The 20847-nt window shown below is 47.3% G+C and carries 11 protein-coding genes, 4 tRNA genes and 1 pseudogene; all 16 read right to left on the bottom strand.

Annotation, left to right across the window (positions count from 1 at the left end; translation table 11 throughout):
- Nucleotides 1-94: 94 nt before the first annotated feature.
- The gene (gene rpoC, locus OIT45_RS04190; RefSeq protein WP_161691521.1) at nt 95-3751 is read right to left on the bottom strand and encodes a DNA-directed RNA polymerase subunit beta'; all 3657 of its coding nucleotides are present in this window, start codon (nt 3749-3751) and stop codon (nt 95-97) included.
- A 163-nt stretch (nt 3752-3914) separates the two neighbouring features.
- Entirely contained in the window at nt 3915-7526 is a 3612-nt protein-coding gene (rpoB, locus tag OIT45_RS04195; RefSeq protein ID WP_264340021.1) for a DNA-directed RNA polymerase subunit beta, read from the bottom strand.
- A gap of 268 nt (nt 7527-7794) precedes the next feature.
- Nucleotides 7795-10290 carry an ATP-dependent Clp protease ATP-binding subunit gene (locus OIT45_RS04200; protein ID WP_199403838.1) on the bottom strand — a complete coding sequence of 832 codons (2496 nt, stop codon included), beginning with the start codon at nt 10288-10290 and terminating at the stop codon, nt 7795-7797.
- A 1-nt stretch (nt 10291) separates the two neighbouring features.
- Nucleotides 10292-10769, bottom strand: a pseudogene (locus OIT45_RS04205) (CtsR family transcriptional regulator).
- Nucleotides 10770-11014: 245 nt separating this feature from the next.
- Nucleotides 11015-11087, bottom strand: a tRNA-Arg gene (locus OIT45_RS04215).
- 35 nt (nt 11088-11122) lie between these two features.
- A tRNA-Gly gene (locus OIT45_RS04220) sits at nt 11123-11195 on the bottom strand.
- A 6-nt stretch (nt 11196-11201) separates the two neighbouring features.
- Nucleotides 11202-11274 (bottom strand) — tRNA-Thr (locus OIT45_RS04225).
- A 22-nt stretch (nt 11275-11296) separates the two neighbouring features.
- Nucleotides 11297-11378, bottom strand: a tRNA-Leu gene (locus OIT45_RS04230).
- A 248-nt stretch (nt 11379-11626) separates the two neighbouring features.
- Nucleotides 11627-12910, bottom strand: a complete 1284-nt coding sequence (locus tag OIT45_RS04235) for a serine hydrolase (RefSeq protein ID WP_199403839.1) — start codon at nt 12908-12910, stop codon at nt 11627-11629.
- Between the two features lie 734 nt (nt 12911-13644).
- A complete protein-coding gene (gene serS / locus OIT45_RS04240) occupies nt 13645-14928 on the bottom strand; it encodes a serine--tRNA ligase (RefSeq protein WP_135392094.1) in 1284 nt (427 codons plus the stop codon).
- A 16-nt stretch (nt 14929-14944) separates the two neighbouring features.
- On the bottom strand, nt 14945-15595 hold the full coding sequence (locus tag OIT45_RS04245) for a deoxynucleoside kinase (protein WP_004560319.1): 651 nt from the start codon (nt 15593-15595) through the stop codon (nt 14945-14947).
- Nucleotides 15596-15665: 70 nt separating this feature from the next.
- Nucleotides 15666-16451 (bottom strand): D-alanyl-D-alanine carboxypeptidase family protein, encoded by a 786-nt coding sequence (locus OIT45_RS04250; RefSeq protein WP_135797135.1) that lies wholly within the window; start codon nt 16449-16451, stop codon nt 15666-15668.
- 99 nt (nt 16452-16550) lie between these two features.
- Complete coding sequence (locus OIT45_RS04255) at nt 16551-16970, bottom strand: F0F1 ATP synthase subunit epsilon (RefSeq protein ID WP_004560322.1); 420 nt, start codon at nt 16968-16970, stop codon at nt 16551-16553.
- 12 nt (nt 16971-16982) lie between these two features.
- Complete coding sequence (gene atpD / locus OIT45_RS04260; protein WP_264339881.1) at nt 16983-18383, bottom strand: F0F1 ATP synthase subunit beta; 1401 nt, start codon at nt 18381-18383, stop codon at nt 16983-16985.
- Between the two features lie 45 nt (nt 18384-18428).
- The gene (locus OIT45_RS04265) at nt 18429-19307 is read right to left on the bottom strand and encodes a F0F1 ATP synthase subunit gamma (protein WP_004560325.1); all 879 of its coding nucleotides are present in this window, start codon (nt 19305-19307) and stop codon (nt 18429-18431) included.
- A gap of 17 nt (nt 19308-19324) precedes the next feature.
- Nucleotides 19325-20836: a F0F1 ATP synthase subunit alpha gene (atpA, locus tag OIT45_RS04270; protein ID WP_135518072.1), complete on the bottom strand. Its 1512-nt coding sequence runs from the start codon at nt 20834-20836 to the stop codon at nt 19325-19327.
- Nucleotides 20837-20847 lie beyond the last annotated feature (11 nt).

Here is a 20847-nt window from a genome sequence, read left to right on the forward strand (position 1 = left end):
TAAACAAATTCTCGCTACGCAAAAAAGCACTTCAACTAGATTCACATCTAAGTTGAAGTGCTTTTTGTTATGAACTAACAGCGATTAACCGAGATTAGTCGTTGTGCAAGTTCATTGAGTTTTCAATATCAGCGATTGAAGGAATCTTCGTACCCTCTTCAGTTGATACAACAACGGGATCTGCTACGACCTTGTCTTCAACAGCTTGGTATTGCTTCATACCAGTACCAGCTGGGATCAACTTACCGATGATAACGTTCTCCTTCAAACCAACCAATGGATCGTTCTTTCCACGGATAGCAGCGTCAGTCAAGACACGAGTCGTCTCTTGGAATGATGCGGCTGACAAGAATGAGTTCGTCTCCAATGATGCCTTGGTAATACCAAGCAAAACTGGACGTGCTGTGGCTGGCAAGCCACCCTTCAACAACGTCTCTTCGTTAGCATCACGGAATTGCGCGATATCCATCAACGTACCTGGCAACAAGTCCGTCTCACCCGGATCCATGACACGCACCTTACGAAGCATTTGGCGAGCCATAACTTCGATGTGCTTGTCAGAGATCTCAACACCTTGCATACGGTAAACCTTTTGCACTTCACGCACAATGTAGTTTTCCGTAGCCAAAGTGTCACGTACTTGGATGATTTCCTTAGGGTCAGCTGAACCTTCGTTCAACGTCTCACCACGGTGGATTTGATCACCTTCGGCCACACGCATACGTGCAGTCATTGGCAACGTGTAAGTACGCGTATCCGTCTCACCTTGAACAGTAACTTCCTTAGTACGTTCTGCTGGGTTTTCTTCAATAGAAGTAACCTCACCAGTAACTTCAGTAATCATAGCACGACCCTTAGGGTTACGTGCTTCAAAGATTTCTTGCACACGAGGAAGTCCTTGCGTGATATCGTTTCCGGCAACACCACCAGTGTGGAAAGTACGCATAGTCAATTGCGTACCAGGCTCACCGATTGATTGTGCGGCAACAGTACCAACAGCTTCACCAACTTCAACAACGTCACCAGTAGCCATGTTGCGACCGTAGTCGTATACGCAGACACCGTGTTCCGTGTTGCAAGTAAAGGCTGAACGAATGTTAACAGTCGTTACGCCGGCGTTGACAATGGCCTTAGCCTTGTCTTCGTCGATCATTTGGTTGTGAGCAACGATGACTTCACCAGTCTTAGGGTCGATAACAGCCTTTTGTGCGTAACGTCCCAAAATACGCTCGTACAATGACTCGATGACTTCGTTACCGTTCATGATTGCAGAAACATCCAAACCACGATCAGTACCACAGTCGATCTCACGAATGATAACGTCTTGCGCAACGTCAACCAAACGACGAGTCATGTAACCTGAGTCGGCCGTCTTCAAGGCCGTATCAGTCATACCCTTACGAGCACCGTGAGTTGAGAAGAACATTTCCAAAACTGACAATCCCTCACGGAAGTTGGCAATGATAGGCAACTCCATGATACGTCCGTTAGGCGCAGCCATCAAACCACGCATACCGGCCAATTGCGTAAAGTTAGAAATGTTACCACGAGCTCCTGAATCTGACATCATGAAGATGTTGTTATCAGGCTCGAAGTGCTCAATAAGCTTAGCAGTAATGTCATCCTTCGCTTGGTTCCAGATAGCAATAACACGCTCATAACGCTCATCGTCAGTAATCAATCCACGACGGAATTGCTTAGAAACAGTAGCGACTTGCTTGTGAGCTTCTTCGATGATTCCTGGCTTTTCCTTCAAGTCAGTAACGTCGGCCACACCAACCGTCAAACCAGACTTAGTTGACTCATCGTAACCCAAGTCCTTCATGCGGTCCAATAGCAATGACGTTTCAGTAACCTTGTAAATCTTGTAGACTTCGGCAACGATGTCTGACAAGAATCCCTTCTTGAATGGAGGCAAGATTGGCGTCTCGGCAAAGTGTGCCTTGATGTCAGTTCCTGGCTCCAAGAAGAAGCGGTCGTCAATGGCGTGCAAGTTAGCCTCAGTTGGCTCGTTCAAGTATGGGAAGTCGACTGGCAAGATGTCGTTAAAGAACAACTTACCAACAGTCGTCGTCATGATACGTGAACGTTGCTCGTCAGTGAATGGCTTTTCTGCAGGGAATGAAGACGTTTGAACTCCAATACGAGTGTGCAAGTGCACATACTTGTTTTGGAATGCAGTACGAGCTTCGTTGATATCCTTGAAGACCATACCTTCACCTTCACGACCCTCTTCTTCAGTCGTCAAGTAGTAGTTACCGATAACCATGTCCTGTGATGGGGCCACGATAGGCTTACCATCCTTAGGTGCCAAGATGTGTCCAGCGGCAAGCATCAACAAACGAGCTTCTGCTTGAGCTTCATCTGACAAAGGAACGTGGATGGCCATTTGGTCACCGTCAAAGTCGGCGTTATAAGCTTCAGTAACCAATGGGTGCAAACGCATAGCCTTACCTGGCACTAGGACAGGTTCGAACGCTTGAATACCCAAACGGTGAAGCGTTGGTGCACGGTTCAAAAGAACTGGGTGCTCCTTGATAACGTCATCCAAGACGTCCATAACAGCGTCATCACGACGGTCGATCATACGCTTTGCGGCACGGATGTTTCCAACCAAGTCACGCGCAACCAATTCCTTCATGATGAATGGGCGGAACAATTCCATAGCCATTGGACGTGGCAATCCCATTTGGTTCATCTTCAAGAAAGGACCAACGTCGATAACTGAACGTCCTGAGTAGTCAACACGCTTACCAAGCAAGTTTTGACGGAAACGTCCTTGCTTACCCTTAAGCATGTGTGACAATGACTTCAATGGACGGTTACCAGGACCAGTTACAGGACGTCCACGACGACCGTTGTCAACCAACGCGTCGACGGCTTCTTGCAACATACGCTTTTCGTTTTGCACGATGATTCCAGGTGCGTTCAACTCCAACAAACGCTTCAAACGGTTGTTACGGTTGATAACACGACGGTACAAATCGTTCAAGTCAGACGTTGCAAAACGTCCACCTTCCAATTGCACCATTGGACGCAAGTCAGGTGGGATAACTGGAATAACATCCATTACCATCCACTCTGGCTTGTTACCTGACTTAACGAAAGCTTCGATAATGTCCAAACGACGAACGGCGCGAACACGCTTTTGACCAGTGGCCTCACGCAATTCTGCCTTCAACGTCTCAACTTCGGCTTCCAAGTCAACGTTTGACAACAACGTTTGTACAGCTTCAGCACCCATGCCAGCTTCAAATGCGCTACCATATTCTGCCTTCAACTCGCGGTACTCGCGTTCTGACAACAATTGCTTTTCAGTCAAAGGTGTATCACCGGCCTTTGTAACCACGTAAGAAGCGAAGTAAATAATCTCTTCCAATGAACGTGGTGACATGTCCAAGACCAATCCCATACGTGAAGGGATTCCCTTGAAGTACCAGATGTGTGATACAGGAGCGGCCAACTCGATGTGACCCATGCGCTCACGGCGGACCTTTGAAGACGTTACTTCAACGCCGCAACGATCACAAACGATTCCCTTGTAACGAATACGCTTGTACTTTCCGCACGCACATTCGTAATCCTTGGTAGGTCCAAAGATACGCTCGTCGAAAAGTCCATCCTTTTCAGGCTTGAGCGTACGATAGTTGATTGTCTCAGGCTTCTTAACTTCACCATAAGACCAGCTGCGAATCTTGTCTGGGCTAGCCAGTCCGATTTGCATGCTTTCAAACTTATTGACATCAATCAATGGTTTGACCCCTTTCGTAGGTTCCTATATACAATCCAATCCAGCACTTCACTATGTCCGTGCTTACCATGCTCGAATGATCAAACGCAGTAAGCACGAACCTAGCAATGTGCTAGGTTGGCTAACAATCTCTTAAAAGTAGCGCAGGGCTAAGAATAATCTCTTATTCAGCGTCGTTCAAGTTAACGACACCGTCAGCCTTTGGAGCTGATGCTTCGGCACCGTCGGCAGCAAATTCTTGTGCCAAACGTTGTGCTTCTGCATTAGCGGCTTCGATGTTAACGATTAAATCGTCATCATCCATGTCACGCAATTCGATCTCACGATCATCTGCGTCCAAGACCTTCATGTCCAAACCAAGAGCTTGCAATTCCTTAACCAAGACACGGAATGACTCCGGAACACCTGGCTTAGGGATTTGGTCACCCTTAACGATGGCCTCGTAAGTCTTAACACGACCAACAACGTCATCTGACTTGTACGTCAAGATTTCTTGCAAAGTGTGCGCAGCACCGTAGGCCTCAAGGGCCCAAACTTCCATTTCACCGAAACGCTGTCCACCAAATTGCGCCTTACCACCAAGTGGTTGTTGCGTAACAAGTGAGTAAGGTCCGATTGAACGGGCGTGCATCTTGTCGTCGACCATGTGGGCCAACTTCATGTAGTGCATGATTCCGACAGAAACACGCTTGTCGAAGGCTTCACCAGTACGACCATCATACAAAACAGTCTTACCATCTGATGGCAAACCAGCTTCCTTCAAAGCGTCCCAGATATCCGCGTCACGGGCACCGTCAAAGACAGGTGATGCGATGTGGATACCCAATTCGCGAGCAGCCATACCCAAGTGCAATTCAAGCACTTGTCCGATATTCATACGAGATGGCACACCCATTGGTGACAACATAATGTCGATAGGCGTTCCGTCTGGCATGAATGGCATGTCTTCTGAAGGCACGATAACTGAAACAGTTCCCTTGTTACCGTGACGACCGGCCATCTTGTCACCAACTTGAATCTTACGACGTTGTGCGATGTAAACACGAACCATCATGTTAACACCTGGTGCCAATTCGTCACCGTTCTCACGGGTAAAGATACGAACGTCTTGAACGACACCGCCACCACCGTGAGGAACACGCAATGACGTATCACGAACTTCACGGGCCTTCTCACCGAAGATGGCGTGTAGCAAACGCTCTTCAGCTGACAATTCAGTAACACCCTTAGGCGTAACCTTACCAACCAAAAGATCACCGTCTTCAACTTCAGCACCGATACGGATAATTCCGCGCTCATCCAAGTTCTTCAATTGCTCTTCACCAGTGTTAGGGATTTCGCGAGTGAACTCTTCAGGGCCAAGCTTCGTATCACGAGCCTCTAATTCGTATTCTTCAATGTGGATTGACGTGTAAACATCATCGCGGATCAAACGTTCGTTGATGATGATGGCATCTTCAAAGTTATATCCTTGCCAAGTCATGAAGGCGATCAATGGGTTTTGTCCCAAAGCCAATTCACCTTGCTCCATTGATGGACCATCGGCCAAAACTTCGTCGGCATCAACTGCATCCCCAACCTTAACGATTGGACGTTGGTTGTAGTTCTTACCAGCGTTTGAACGACGGAACTTCATCAATTCGTACTTATCAAGTGAACCATCTTCGCGACGAACGCGGATTTCGCGACCGTCAACGTACTCAACCGTACCAGGGTACTTAGCAATAATGGCAACACCGGCGTCGTGGGCAGCCTTGTATTCGATACCCGTACCAATCAATGGTGCGTGTGGATCGATCAAAGGAACCGCTTGACGTTGCATGTTGGCACCCATCAAGGCACGGTTAGAGTCATCGTTTTCCAAGAAAGGAATTGCGGCCGTGGCAACGGCAACAATTTGCTTAGGAGAAACGTCCATGTAGTCAACTTGGTCGATAGAAACTTCGACGTTTTCCTCACTCTTACGAGCCAAAACAACGTCAGAAGCAAATGATCCATCTTCGTTCAAAACTGAGTTACCTTGGGCAACGATGAAGTTATCTTCTTCGTCGGCCGTCAAGTAGTCAATCTTGTCCGTAACCTTGTGAGTCGTCCAGTCAACACGACGGTATGGCGTCTCAATGAATCCGTAACGGTTAACACGACCGTACGTAGCCAATGAGTTAATCAAACCGATGTTAGGACCTTCAGGCGTTTCGATAGGGTCCATACGTCCGTAGTGCGTGTAGTGCACGTCTCGGACTTCATAACCGGCACGGTCACGAGTCAAACCACCAGGTCCCAAGGCAGATAGACGACGCTTGTTCGTCAATTCTCCAAGAGGGTTAGTTTGGTCCATGAATTGTGACAATTGTGATGAACCGAAGAACTCCTTAACAGCTGCCACAACAGGGCGGATGTTAATCAATTGTTGTGGTGTAACCGTATCTGGGTCTTGGATAGACATACGCTCACGAACCACACGCTCCATACGGCTCAAACCGATACGGAATGTGTTTTGCAACAATTCACCCACACGACGGATACGACGGTTACCCAAGTGGTCAATGTCGTCCGTTGCGCCGATGCCCAATGGCAAGTTCAAGAAGTAGTTCATACCAGCGATAATATCAGCTGGTTGGATCGTACGAACAGATTCGTCAAATTGACCGTTACCGATCACTGGCAAAACCTTTTCAGGATCCTCTGGGTTTTCAACCAAGATAGTTTGCAACGTCATAGGCGTCGTCACAACACCTTCGTCTGAAGGCGTAAATGTCGTCGTCTTAAAGTCGTCGCGGTCAAGGAATGGTGCCAAAGCAGCCATAACCTTCTTGTCGACAACCGTTCCCTTTTCGGCGATAACTTCACCAGTATCAGGGTCGGCCAACGTCTCACCCAACGTCAAGCCCATCAAACGCGTCTTCAATGACAACTTCTTGTTGATCTTGTAACGACCAACAGGTGCCAAATCGTAACGCTTTGGGTCGAAGAAGCGAGCCGTCAACAAGGCACGAGATGAATCGGCCGTCTTTGGCTCACCTGGACGTAGGCGTTCGTAGATGTCCTTCAAGGCCTCTTCGACACGTGAGTCGTTGATGTCCTTGTGAACGTCCTTATCCAACGTCAATGAGATTGAATCGTATTGGTCACCCAAGATTTGCAAAACCTCTGAATCTGATCCGTAACCCAAGGCACGAACCAATTCAGTAACAGGCAACTTACGCGTACGATCGATACGTACGTAGCTCAATCCCTTTGCGTCTGTTTCAAATTCCAACCAAGCACCACGGCTTGGGATGAACGTCGTACCATAGTTAGGACGACCGTTCTTGTCCAATTCCTCGTTGTAGTAAACACCAGGAGAGCGAACAAGTTGTGAAACGATAACACGCTCAGCTCCGTTAATTATGAACGTACCTGATGGCGTCATCAATGGGAAGTCACCGAAGAACACGTCTTGTGACTTGATTTCACCAGTTTCTTGGTTCGTCAAGCGCAATGTTACGTGCAATGGTGCTGAGTAATTTGCATCGTGGTTACGAGCTTCTTCTACTGTGTACTTAGGCTCCATGAGCTTATAGTCCACAAATTCCAATGACAACTTTCCTTGGAAATCTTCGATTGGCAAAATGTCAGTGAACATTTCACGCAATCCTTCATCCAAGAACCAGTTGTATGAGTCCGTTTGGATCTCAATCAAGTTAGGCAAATCAAGGACTTCCTTGATTCGTGCGTAACTGCGACGAACACGGTGCTTACCGTACTTTACAAGCGTTCCTACCAAGTTTTCCACCTCGCTTTGATTTGGCCAACTGCGCACACCAGTTTCTTTACAGTTTGATTACAAAATCTGTTTTTTACCGGTTTTTGAGTGCAAAAAAGACAACGACATTTTCGACTTCGAAAACGCCACTGCCCCTGCTATAAAGGCTTTCAGGGACAATATTTCCTGTCAGCCGTTGTCTATGCACAATTAAACTACCTTATAGTATACAAGAAAAAGCAAGCATTATCAAGGTTTGCGTCCTTTGTCAATACTCGCTTTTTCAAATAAATTATGGTTATTCTGTGACCGTCTCTTTTGGCTCAGCCTTGGCCTTCACGTTAATCGTGATTTCGCCGGCCTTCGCACCGATTGTCACAACATCATTCGTTGTAATCTTGCCGCTCAACAATTCCTCTGACAAACTATCTTCAACCTTCGTTTGTAGCGCACGACGAATTGGACGGGCACCGTATTCAGGATCGAAGCCAGCTTCAGCCACCGCATCAATAGCAGCTGGCGTCATCTTAACATCGAAACCTTGTTCTGAAATACGCTTCAACACTGACTTGGCCATCAACTTCACGATTTGGTGTAGTTCTGGCTTCGTCAAAGCGTGGAAGACCACGACTTCGTCAATACGGTTAATAAATTCTGGACGGAACGTCTCACGCAATGTTTGACGAACAGTTGCATTCATTGCGTCGTAGTCCTTAGACTTGTCGACCGCACCGAATCCAACTGACTTCTCATCACGCAAACGCGTTGCACCCAAGTTAGACGTCATGATGATAATCGTGTTACGGAAATCAACCTTACGTCCCTTAGCATCCGTTAGGTAACCGTCGTCGAATACTTGCAACATCAAGTTGTAGATGTCTGGGTGAGCCTTTTCAGCCTCATCCAACAACACAACTGAGTATGGGTTACGACGAACCTTTTCAGTCAATTGACCACCTTCGTCATAACCGACGTAACCAGGCGCTGAACCGACCAAACGGCTTGCTGAGTAGGCTTCACGGTATTCAGACATATCAACACGAATCATGTTATCTTCTGAACCGAACATCGCTTCAGCCAACGCCTTAGCCAATTCAGTCTTACCAGTTCCGGTAGGTCCCAAGAACATAAACGTTCCAATTGGACGTTGTGGATCCTTCAAACCTGAACGAGCACGACGGATGGCACGGGCGATTGCTGAAACAGCTTCGTCTTGACCGATAACACGGTCGTGCAAAACCCTCTCCAAGTTCAACAAACGCTCTTGCTCTGACTTTTCCATTTGCGTTAGCGGAATACCAGTTTGCTCTGAAACCACTTCAGCAACATCGTGCGTCGTCACTTCCAAGTCGTAGTTTGACGTACCTTCAGGTTGCTCAGCATCACGTTCGGCGATGTACTTATCAACCTTCTTCTTTTGCGTCATTTCCTTCTTACGAAGTTGCGCTGCCAATTCAAAGTCCAAAGACTCGATAGCGGCATCCTTTTCAGCGCGGATCGCTTGCAACTTCTCTTCCAACTTAGCCAATGGCGTCTTGTGACCTGAACGATCGATACGGACCTTAGCCGCAGCTTCGTCCATGATGTCGATGGCCTTGTCTGGCAAGAAGCGGTCCGTGATGTAGCGAACTGACAACTTAACAGCGTCAACAACTGCATCATCTGAAATGGCAACTTGGTGGTGTTGCTCATAACGTGACTTCAAGCCCTTCAAGATTTCAATTGCATCGGCTTCCGTTGGCTCATCAACTTGCACTTGGGCAAAACGACGCTCCAACGCAGCATCGGCTTCAATGTACTTTTGGTACTCATCCAACGTTGTCGCACCAATCGTTTGCAACTCACCACGAGCCAAAGCTGGCTTCAAGATGTTTGAGGCGTCGATGGCACCTTCTGCACCACCCGCACCAATCAACGTGTGCAACTCATCAATGAACAAGATAACGTTTCCGTCGCGTTGGATTTCGTCGATAACCTTCTTCAAACGGTCTTCGAACTCACCACGATACTTCGTGCCGGCAACCAAAGAACCCATATCAAGCATCATCAAACGCTTCTTCGCCATGTCAGCTGGTACATCCCCAGCAACAATCTTTTGTGCCAAACCTTCAGCAATCGCCGTCTTACCAACACCAGGCTCACCAATCAAGACTGGGTTGTTCTTCGTACGACGTGACAAAATTTGGATGACACGCTTAACTTCAGCAGAACGGCCGACAACTGGATCCATGCGGTGCTCACGCGCTTGTTGCGTCAAATCACGCGCCAATGAATCAAGGGTTGGCGTTCCTTCTTGTGCTTGTTGGTTACCACGACGGCCACCACGAGCATCCTTCTTGCGGGCCGTATCATTGATACCAAGCTTACGCAAAATCACACGACGCATCTCACCAGGATTTGCATCCAATGAAATCAAGATACGTGATGACAAAATTGAATCATCAGCCAACAATGCCAACAAGATGTGTTCTGTACCAACGCGGCCTTGTTGCATGTTGCGTGCTTCTTCACCAGCCATTTGCAAAACTTCACCAGCCTTTGGTGAGTATGGCAAGTAAGCTTCCTTTTCAGCACGTGACAACGTACCGTAACCCGTGAATCGCTCAATCTCCTCACGAATATCATCGTCAGAGATATTAAATTGTTGCATCACCTTGCTGGCGATACCTTCCTTCTCGATGGCCAAAGCCAACAAAAGGTGCTCAGTACCAACTGCTTGGTGCTTAAAATACTTTGCTTGTTCTTGCGCCAAAACAAGTACGTTCTTGGCGCTTGGTGTGTATTGATTATCCATATTAATTACGCTCACTTTCAAACCGCATTCGGTTTAATAATTGACGTAGCAATCGTCCGCGTAGACGTCCTTCAACTTGAACATCCCCAACGTCCAACGCTTCCTTCGACAACATTGTCAGCAACAGCTCCTGCTCCCGTTCCGTTAATATCTCATCGCGTACTAGGCTTGATAAAATATCGCGAACCTCACGAACACTCACTTGATCAGAAAGACTTGATAACAATTCTTCAATATAATGAGGATCAGCCCTCAGCGGCACCCGCTCAATGCGGATAAAGCCACCGCCACCACGCTTTGAAATCACGCGATACCCTTGTTGAATTGAAAACCGTGTCTTAATGACATAGTTGATCTGCGAAGGCACAACGTTGAATTCGTTCCGCAAGCTCTGCGCGCCGAATTTCAATCTGTTCTGATTGCTGCAAAATCTGTTTGAGATATGCTTCGATATAGTCTGACATATTTTGTTCAGCCATCTTCGTGCCTCCTTGACCAATGTTGACATTATTATAGAACGTGCTGTTCACTCATGCCAATAATTCGTCACGTCGTTTCTGACTTATGGTAAGTTTACCATTAAACACAAAAACCAAACAAAAAATTTCACACTTAATCGATTATGTAAATCGTACCAAACAAGTTTGCCTATTCAGTTCGAAATCTTGTGGTAAAACACGACAGAAAAACCACCAAGTTATTACTTGATGGTTTTCCCAATCGATGGGCCTAGCAGGACTCGAACCTGCAATACCCGGTTCGTAGCCGGGGTGTTTATCCAATTAGCATATAAGCCCATTATTTAATTAATTTGATCCTATAAAGAATCAGAAGCGAACAACGGGATTCGAACCCGCGACCTCTACCATGGCAAGGTAGCGTTCTACCAACTGAACTATATTCGCATCAAATGCCGACTACTGGATTCGAACCAGCGACCCCTTCATTACTAGTGAAGTGCTCTGCCAGCTGAGCTAAGTCGGCATGTCTATCGGATAACCGATAATACGGATGACAGGAATCGAACCTGCACGCCCGAAGGCACTGGAACCTAAATCCAGCGCGTCTGCCAGTTCCGCCACATCCGCAACAGACGTCTTTTCAAGTTATTCGCTTGAAACAACTTTTATATAATAACAAGTACAGAAGCAAGTGTCAACACTTTTTTCAAACTTTGTTATTTTGGAACGCTTGGCAGCGGCCCCGGTAGGCATGTCGCCTAACCACTTGATATATAATACTCGCCTCGATGCCGTTTGGCAATACTTTTTTTCATATAAAAAACGCATTTCATACAAAAAAGGCGACCACCCGTCGTGATCACCCTTCTCTCTAATTATTTAGTTGCCGTAATGTCATAGTTGCTCTTGCCGAACATACCACGCCAAGTTGTTGCGAACCAGTTCGCACGTGGCTCTTCTGAAACTGAGACCAACTCAACTTCAGGGGCACCCGTCAACCAGTCGTTGGCTGCTGCAAATGATGATTCCAATTGCGCCGTTCCCAACTTCTCGTTTTGCTTCAATGGTGCTGTGATTTTCTTGCTCAACTTTGCGTTGACTGCCTTCGTCGTTGCTGACTCACCAGCTGGTACGAAGAACGTAGCCGTTCCCTTAGTCTTGTATGAAACCTTACCGTCCTTGGCCGTCAAAACTGAGACCGTGTTCTTAGCCGGCTTCAAACCTAAGGCCACCTTTTGCACCTTAACCGCATCGTCAGCCTTCTTAACCATTGTCAAAGTTGCATTGAACTTAGCAGCGGCATCAGCATTGTCACCTGAATTCAAAACAACTGAGACAACCGGACGGCCTTGAATCTTCGTTACACCAACAAAGTTTCCACCGGCGTTAGGTGTCGTTCCTGTCTTCAAACCAAGCCAGTTCAAATCAAACGTTTCGTTACCCAACAATTCGTTCGTGTTGTTCATCGTTTCAGTACCACCTGAAACAGCAGGGAACTCAACCGTCTTTTGTTGTGCCGTCTTCAAAACGTCAGGGTAATCCACTACCAAGCGACGAGCCACCACAGCCAATTCACGGGCTGACATTTCGTTTTCAACATCGTCGTCAGCTGATGAGTCCTTAAACTTCTTCATGTCGCCGTTCGTCAAACCTGATGGTGAGTAAATCTTCACACCAGCAATGCCCCAGCTCTCCAATTTAGCTTCCATCATCTTTTCAAACTTAGCTTGGCTACCACCCAACAAGTTTGCCAACAACAAAGCAGCACCGTTTGAAGATGGCACCATCATCGCGTCGATCAATTGTTGTACTGTGTACGTCTTTTCAGCCGTCATTGGTGTATTTGCCACTGACAAGTCTTGACTGAAGGCCGCGATATCCTCAGGCACCTTCACCTTTTGTGACAATGAAATCTTACCTGACTTAACCGCTTCCTTAACCATGTACATCGTAATCAACTTAGTCGTTGAAGCGATTGGCAAACGCTCCGTTCCGTTTTGGTCGGCGATAACTTGACCAGTTTGGGCGTCAACCACAACACCCGCCTTCGTTGATTGTAGGCCTGGGTCAACCAAAGCGGCACTCGCGCTCGTCCCAACTGATGCCAACACACCTGCTGCCATCAACCCCACCATCATTTGCTTCGTAACCTTACGCATATCTTTTCCTCACTCTTATCGCGCCACAGTCATCGTTCCGTAACGCATTACTTAATATACTTATTATTTACAAATAACTTATGCATTATTTGCCTGAAATATGAAGAAAATGTGGTCGTGTGGAAAAGAGGTTTGGTGGTTTGTGTCCGACCTGTCGGTCGGAGTGCTTGGCCCCTTCTAAGGCACGCTAACACGAACTGACCATGACCTGCAGGGAGCGCGAACCACAGCAAGCTGCGTTTCCCTTTACCTCCCGTGGCTCTAAGCGGGAAACCCGCTAAGAACCCACACCTGCGGGTCAAGGCCAGTACGTGTCTATACGCGCGGCAGGGCCAAGCACAGCAGCCAATCGATACTCTATTTGTTTGATTTTCATCCACCATCTTACTGCAAAGTGAACTGTTCACTCTTTTATTTTCCGGTAGATGTAAATCTCAAACAGACAAGAACATCTCGACTGCTGTGGCTGGGGGCGCCCCGCGTATAGAACGAGGAGTGGCTAAATATGTGGCAGTAGCACTTAGCGGTTTTACCGCTTAGTGCTATAAGGGGTAAAGGTGCACCGAGCTTGCTCGGGACTCCGCCCGCCACTATTTTGACACTCCTCGTTTAGCGGGCCTAAAGAAGCCCCCAGCCACTCGACGCAACGCGTCGACACTAATCACTACATAAAAACCCAAAAACAAAAAAGCCCAACAACCAAAAACGATTGTTGAGCTAAATAATGTTTAATTTTACAACGTGTCTTCTGGCACGATCTTGTCGGCACCGAAGTATGGACGCAAAACTTCAGGAATCGTAACCGTTCCGTCTTCGTTTTGGTAGTTCTCCAAAATAGCAGCAACCGTACGTCCAACAGCCAAACCTGAACCGTTCAACGTGTGTACAAATTGCAACTTACCTTCTTCGTCACGGTATTGGATACGTGCGCGACGTGCTTGGAAGGCTTCCGTGTTTGAAACTGATGAAATCTCACGGTAGATGTCTTGCTCAGGCATCCAAACTTCCAAGTCATAAGTCTTGGCAGCTGAGAATCCCATGTCTCCCGTTGACAACGTGATAACGTGGTATGGCAAGTTCAACTTTTGCAAGATGTTTTCAGCGTTAGCCGTCATGTCTTCCAATGCTTGGTATGATTGCTCAGGCTTCGTAAACTTAACCATTTCAACCTTGTTGAATTGGTGCATACGAATCAAACCACGTGTGTCGCGTCCAGCTGAACCAGCTTCTTGACGGAATGATGGTGAAACAGCCGTTACTGAGTATGGCAACTTGTCAGCATCGATTACTTCTTCGCGGAAGTAGTTCGTCAAAGGCACTTCGGCCGTCGGAATCAACGTCATATCGTCGTTAGTTCCAACACGGTAAGCGTCTTCCATGAACTTAGGGTATTGTCCCGTACCAAACATAGCAGCATCCTTAACCATGTATGGCGTGATCATTTCCTTGTAACCTTCCTTTTGGTGCTCGTCCAACATGAAGTTGTAAACGGCACGCTCTAGGCGGGCACCTTGACCAACGTAGTAGACAAAGCGAGCACCGGCAACCTTAGCACCGCGCTCCCAATCCAAGATACCAAGGTCTTCACCAATTTCGTAGTGGGCCTTTGGCTTGAAGTCGAATGAAGGAATTTCTCCCCAAGTACGCTCTTCGCGGTTAGCTTCTTCGTCAGCACCAACTGGAATCGTTGGGTTTGGCAAGTTAGGGAAGTGCAACATGCGGTCTTGGATAGCCTCGTCAACCTTGGCAACTTCTTCGTCCAATTCCTTGATCTTTGCAGATACTGCTTGCATCTCGGCAATCGTCTCTGAAGCATCTTCCTTGTTGCGCTTCTTCAAACCAATTTCGTCTGAAACCGTGTTACGGCGAGCCTTCAACTCTTCAGTTTGTACCAACAATTCGCGACGCTTAGCATCGTCAGCAATCAATGCATCAATTTCTGATGGATCAACACCACGCGTTGCCAAACGTTCCTTGACGCTTTCCGTTTCGTTACGGATCAACTTCATATCTAACATATTCTTATTCTCCTAATTAATCACGCAAACCCAATTCATCAATCTTTTCGTCGATCAATGCCAAAACCGCCTTAGCGGCTTCTGGGTCATTCACAAAGTCGTGCTTGTCACCATCGATACTTAGCTTTGGTGAACGATCATAACTTTCGAACCAAGCAATGTAGCGTTCGTTCAACTTCTTGTAGTAATCGTACAATGATGGATCGTGGTCGATTTGCTCAAAGTCACGACCACGCTTTTGAATGCGGGCCAACATCGTATCGAAGCTAACGTGGATGTAAATCAACAAATCTGGCGTCTTCACGATGGCATCGTCAGAAAAATCAACTTGCTCCATCATGTTGTTCAACAAATCACCGTAGATAGCAACTTCAGTTTGCGTTGCACGTTCCAAGTCAGCGTTCAATTGGAACAACAACAAGTCCTCAAAGATTGAACGGTCGATAACGTTCAACTTGCTTCCTTGTGCGTCCTTGATGTTATCCATACGCTTGTTCAAGAAATAATTTTGTAGCAAGAACGCGTACTTCTTTGGATTCTCGTAGAACAAAGGCAAAATTGGGTTGTCATCTACGGACTCATAAAATGCTTCACTTCCCAAGTGCTCAGCGAGCATCGTCGTCAAACTGGTCTTCCCAGCTCCAATAGTTCCCGATAATACAATCATCGTGTCGTCCTGCTTTCTCAAATCATAATTAATTCTATTTTAGCAAATTTTGCGCGTGCTTAAAACTCCCTTATTTAGTTAAGCGGTCGCTGTATTTTGCCGTGTACTCTTCAAGCGCTGGAATATCCTCGCTCTTGGTCTTGTTGTAATCGCCACCGGCATTACCAGTGTATTGCTCAAGAGAAATATTTTGTTCCTTGATCACCTTGGCAGCGGTCATGCCAACATAGCGCATGTGCCATTCCTCGTGAGAATAGCCGGTTGAACTCGTTAAGTCAGCTGGGTAACGGACAATCAAGCCATACTTGTAGGCATTGTCACGTAACCACTTTGCGGCAGCTGGATCAGAACCACCTTCCGCAAACAAGCCACCGCTACCGTTACGCAAATCGAACGCCAACCCTGATTGGTGTTCTGAGTAGCCAGGACGCGCTGACACTGCATCGGCTTCAGCTTGACCTTCAGACGCAACATAACCATCGTACAACGTCTTTTGATAATCGTAGCCACGGTAGCCAGACACTGTATCACCAACGTCAAAGCCGGCTTGCTTCATCGCCGCAATCAGTTGGTTCTTAGCCGTTTCGGTGCGTGGACTCAAGCCACCATTGTATGGGTTATAATCAGCAGGCAATGGGTGCTTCTTATTTACAACCATTAATAGCGTTGCTTCTTCGCTGCCTGGCTTAATCGTCACCGGATAAGCCTTCTTTTCACTGCTTGATTGTTGCTTTGCTGGTTGCTTGGTTGTTGTTTGTGTCTTCTCGGCTGGTTGGTCTTGGTGCAATAACCAATAACCACCACCAGCCAACGCAACGACGACCAGACCGGCACCAACAAGTTTTCCAAATTTCATTCTCGCATTCCCCTCACAATATCATTGCTTCTAGTGTACCATTTTGTACACAAAAAGGGCCTTGAACAAAATGTTCAAGACCCTTAAATTCGCAATCTATTACTTCTTTCCAGAAGCAACGTGGATACGGTTTACGGCACGCAACAAAGCGACCTGTGCACGTTCCACATCACGAGTTGAGTTATCATCAGCCAAACGGCGCTCAGCGCGTTCCTTGGCTGACTCCGCACGAGTAATGTCGATGTCAGCAGCACGCTCTGCAGCGTCAGCGACAACCGTCAACTCGTTTGAAGAAAACTCGGCAAAACCGCCACTAACGGCAAGGCGTTCTTCAACACCGTTGACGTCATCGACAATCTTAACTTCGCTAACCTTCAAAGCAGCGATAATTGGTGCGTGGTTCGCCATGACACCTACTTCACCGCCAGTCGTGCTAAGCACAACCAACGTAGCAGTCTCATAATCGAACACGACACCGTTCGGCGTTACCACCTTAACATGTAGGCTGTGTTCATTCATGGCGCGCCCTCACTATTGAGCCATCGTAGCAGCCTTTTCAGCTACTTGTTCGATGACACCAACGTTACGGAAGGCATCTTCAGGGTATTGGTCGTACTTACCTTCCAAGATTTCCTTGAAGCTACGTACAGTTTCAGCAACTGGTACGTACTCACCCTTCAAACCAGTAAACGTCTCAGCGACTGAGAATGGTTGTGACAAGAAGAATTGAATACGACGAGCGCGGTTAACGATCGTCTTCTCTTCATCTGACAACTCATCCATACCCAAGATTGAGATGATGTCTTGCAACTCACGGTAGCGTTGCAAAGTACGTTGTACTTCCGTAGCCACTTCGTAGTGCTCTTGACCAACAATCTCAGGCGTCAAAGCAGTTGACGTTGATGCCAATGGATCCACGGCTGGGTAGATACCTTGTTGCGTCAAAGCACGCTCCAAGTTAGTCGTGGCATCCAAGTGGGCAAATGTCGTCGCAGGAGCAGGGTCAGTATAGTCATCGGCAGGCACGTAAACGGCTTGGATTGACGTAACTGAACCCTTTTGCGTTGACGTAATACGCTCTTGCAATTGACCCATTTCAGTTGCCAACGTAGGTTGGTAACCAACGGCTGATGGGATACGTCCCAACAAGGCTGAAACCTCTGAACCAGCTTGCGTGAAACGGAAGATGTTGTCGATAAACAACAACACGTCTTGTCCGTTAACATCACGGAAGTGCTCAGCGATTGTCAAACCAGTCAACGCAACACGCATACGTGCTCCAGGAGGCTCGTTCATTTGACCATAAACCATGGCCGTTTGCTTCAAAACTCCTAAATCTTGCATTTCGTGGTACATGTCGTTACCTTCACGGGTACGCTCACCAACACCAGTAAATACAGAGATTCCGTTGTGACCTTGAGCGATATTGTGAATCAACTCTTGAATCAAAACTGTCTTACCAACTCCGGCACCACCAAACAATCCGATCTTTCCACCACGGATGTAAGGTGCCAACAAATCGATAACCTTGATACCAGTTTCAAGGATTTCAGTAGATGTGGCCAATTGGTCGTAAGCTGGGGCCTCACGGTGGATAGGGTCACGAGGAACATCCTCACCCAACTCTTCACCACCATCAACGGGGTTACCCAAAACGTTGAACACACGTCCCAACGTAGCTTCACCGACAGGCACACTAATTGGTGCATTAGTGTCTTCTACGGCCATTCCACGTTGCAAACCATCAGTTGAGTCCATGGCGATCGTACGTACGACACCATCACCCAAAGCCAAAGATACTTCGACCGTCAACGTACCTTGCTCACCCTTATCGATGATCAAAGCGTTGTTGATGTCAGGTACTTGAGTTCCTGATGGAAAGGCAACGTCGACGACTGGACCAATGACTTGAACAACACGTCCGGTACTCATTGTCGTTTCCTTCCTTCATTTCAAAAGGTTGCTATGACGCTTGGATTAATCCAAAGCAGCCATACCACCTGTAATTTCTGTAATTTCCGTCGTAATCGCACTTTGACGCGCACGGTTAAATTGCAATTCCAACGTACGGATGATTTCCTTAGCGTTATCAGTTGCAGATGACATCGCGTTGGCAGAAGCCGCGTGCTCAGCCGTCTTGGCATCCAAGATAGCACCGTAGACCAAACTCTCAGCATATTGTGGCAAAACCACACCAAGAATTTGTTCTGGAGAAGGATCCATTTCGTAATCCGCCTTCACTGAATCTTCAGACGTTGGTTCCATGTCGTCAGTAGAAACTGGCAACATCTTCTCCAAACGCAATTCATTTTGAATACGTGATACGAAGTGTTGGTATGCAACAGTCAACTCATCAAAGACTTCGTTATCGTACATCGTCGTAACGGTCTTAACGATTTCGCGAACCTCGTTAAAGGTAGGCACGTCAGACACACCACGGTACTCGTACGCAACGTTGTAGCCACGCTTCTTGAAGAAGTCTGAGGCATTACCACCAACGGCCAAAATAACCACTTGGTCAGGCGTCAATTGACGCTCTTCGATAATCGCCATCATACCCTTCAATAGCGTTGAGTTATAACCACCAACCAAACCACGATCAGAAGAGATGACCAAGAAGCCAACCTTCTTCACATCACGTTGTTCTAGCAAAGTACCAGAAACATTGTTGATGTGCGCATTAGACAAGTGAGCCACAACGTCATGCAAGGCGTTAGCATACGTTGTGTATGATCCACCGTGACGTTGAATTTGGCTCAACTTAGCCGTTGAGACCATTTGCATGGCACTCGTGATTTGTCGCGTCTTTTTTGTTGAGGCAATTCGGCGTTGAATATCTTGCAAAGAAGCTGCCATTTATCGCCCCTCCCTAATTATTGGGCACTTGGCGCAAAGGTTGCCTTGAACTCCGTAATAGCGGCGTTCATAGCATCTGCATCAGGCAAGTCCTTTGTGTCAACAATCGTTTGCAACAAGTCGTTGTGTGAAGCACGAACAGCAGCAATCATTTCTGATTCGAAGCGTTGGATATCTTCAACAGCGACATCATCCATAAAGCCACGAGTCAAGGCGTACAATGACAAAACTTGCTCTTCAACTGGCAATGGTTGGTGCAATGGTTGCTTCAACAACTCAACCGTACGACGACCACGGGCCAACTTAGCTTGCGTTGCCGCATCCAAGTCAGAACCGAATTGTGCGAATGACTCCAACTCCTTAAATGAAGCCAAGTCCAAACGCAACGTTCCGGCAACCTTCTTCATCGCCTTAATTTGGGCGTCACCACCAACACGTGAAACAGAAGTTCCGGCATCGATGGCAGGACGAACACCGGCGTAGAATTGGTCGGCATCCAAGAAGATTTGTCCGTCAGTGATTGAGATAACGTTAGTTGGGATGTACGCAGAAACGTCACCCGCTTGCGTTTCGATAACTGGCAAAGCAGTCATTGAACCGCCACCCAATTCGTCTGACAACTTAGCAGCACGTTCTAGCAAACGTGAGTGCAAGTAGAAGACGTCACCAGGGTAGGCTTCACGTCCAGGAGGACGACGAAGAATCAATGACAGCTCACGGTAAGCCGTAGCTTGCTTTGACAAATCATCGTACACAATCAAGACGTGCTTGCCGTTGTACATGAACTCTTCACCCATAGCTGCACCGGCATAAGGAGCCAGGTACAACATAGGAGCTGGTTCTGAAGGACCGGCTGACACAACAATCGTGTAATCCAAAGCGCCCATTTGACGCAAAGTTTCAACTTGCGTACGCACAGTTGAATCCTTTTGACCAATAGCCACGTAGATAACGATCATGTCTTGATCCTTTTGGTTCAAGATTGTATCGATGGCTACAGACGTCTTACCAGTCTTACGGTCACCGATGATCAATTCACGTTGTCCACGTCCAATTGGAACCAAAGCGTCGACGGCCTTCAAACCAGTTTGTAGTGGCTCGAAAACAGACTTACGCTCCATAACACCTGGGGCCTTTACTTCAACAGGACGAGTGCTCGTCGTGTTAATTGGTCCCATTCCGTCGATTGGTTGACCCAATGCGTTAACAACACGTCCGATCAATCCCTCACCAACAGGCACTTCCATGATACGACCAGTGCGCTTAACAGTATCGCCTTCGCGAATCTCGTCGTACTTACCCAAGATAATGATACCAACATCATTAGACTCAAGGTTTTGTGCCATACCAAATACGCCGTTCTCAAACTCGACCAATTCACCGGCAAGAGCGTTCTCCAAACCGGTTACACGGGCAATACCGTCACCAACGTAGGTAACAGTTCCCGTTTCTTGAACAGTCAATTCGTCTTGATAGTTGGCCAATTGGCTCTTGATGAGTGAACTGATTTCTTCAGCTTTGATGCTCATTTCAGCAGTTC

Source organism: Weissella sp. LMG 11983 (genome assembly GCF_025908495.1).
In the GTDB taxonomy this organism is placed as follows: domain Bacteria; phylum Bacillota; class Bacilli; order Lactobacillales; family Lactobacillaceae; genus Weissella; species Weissella fermenti.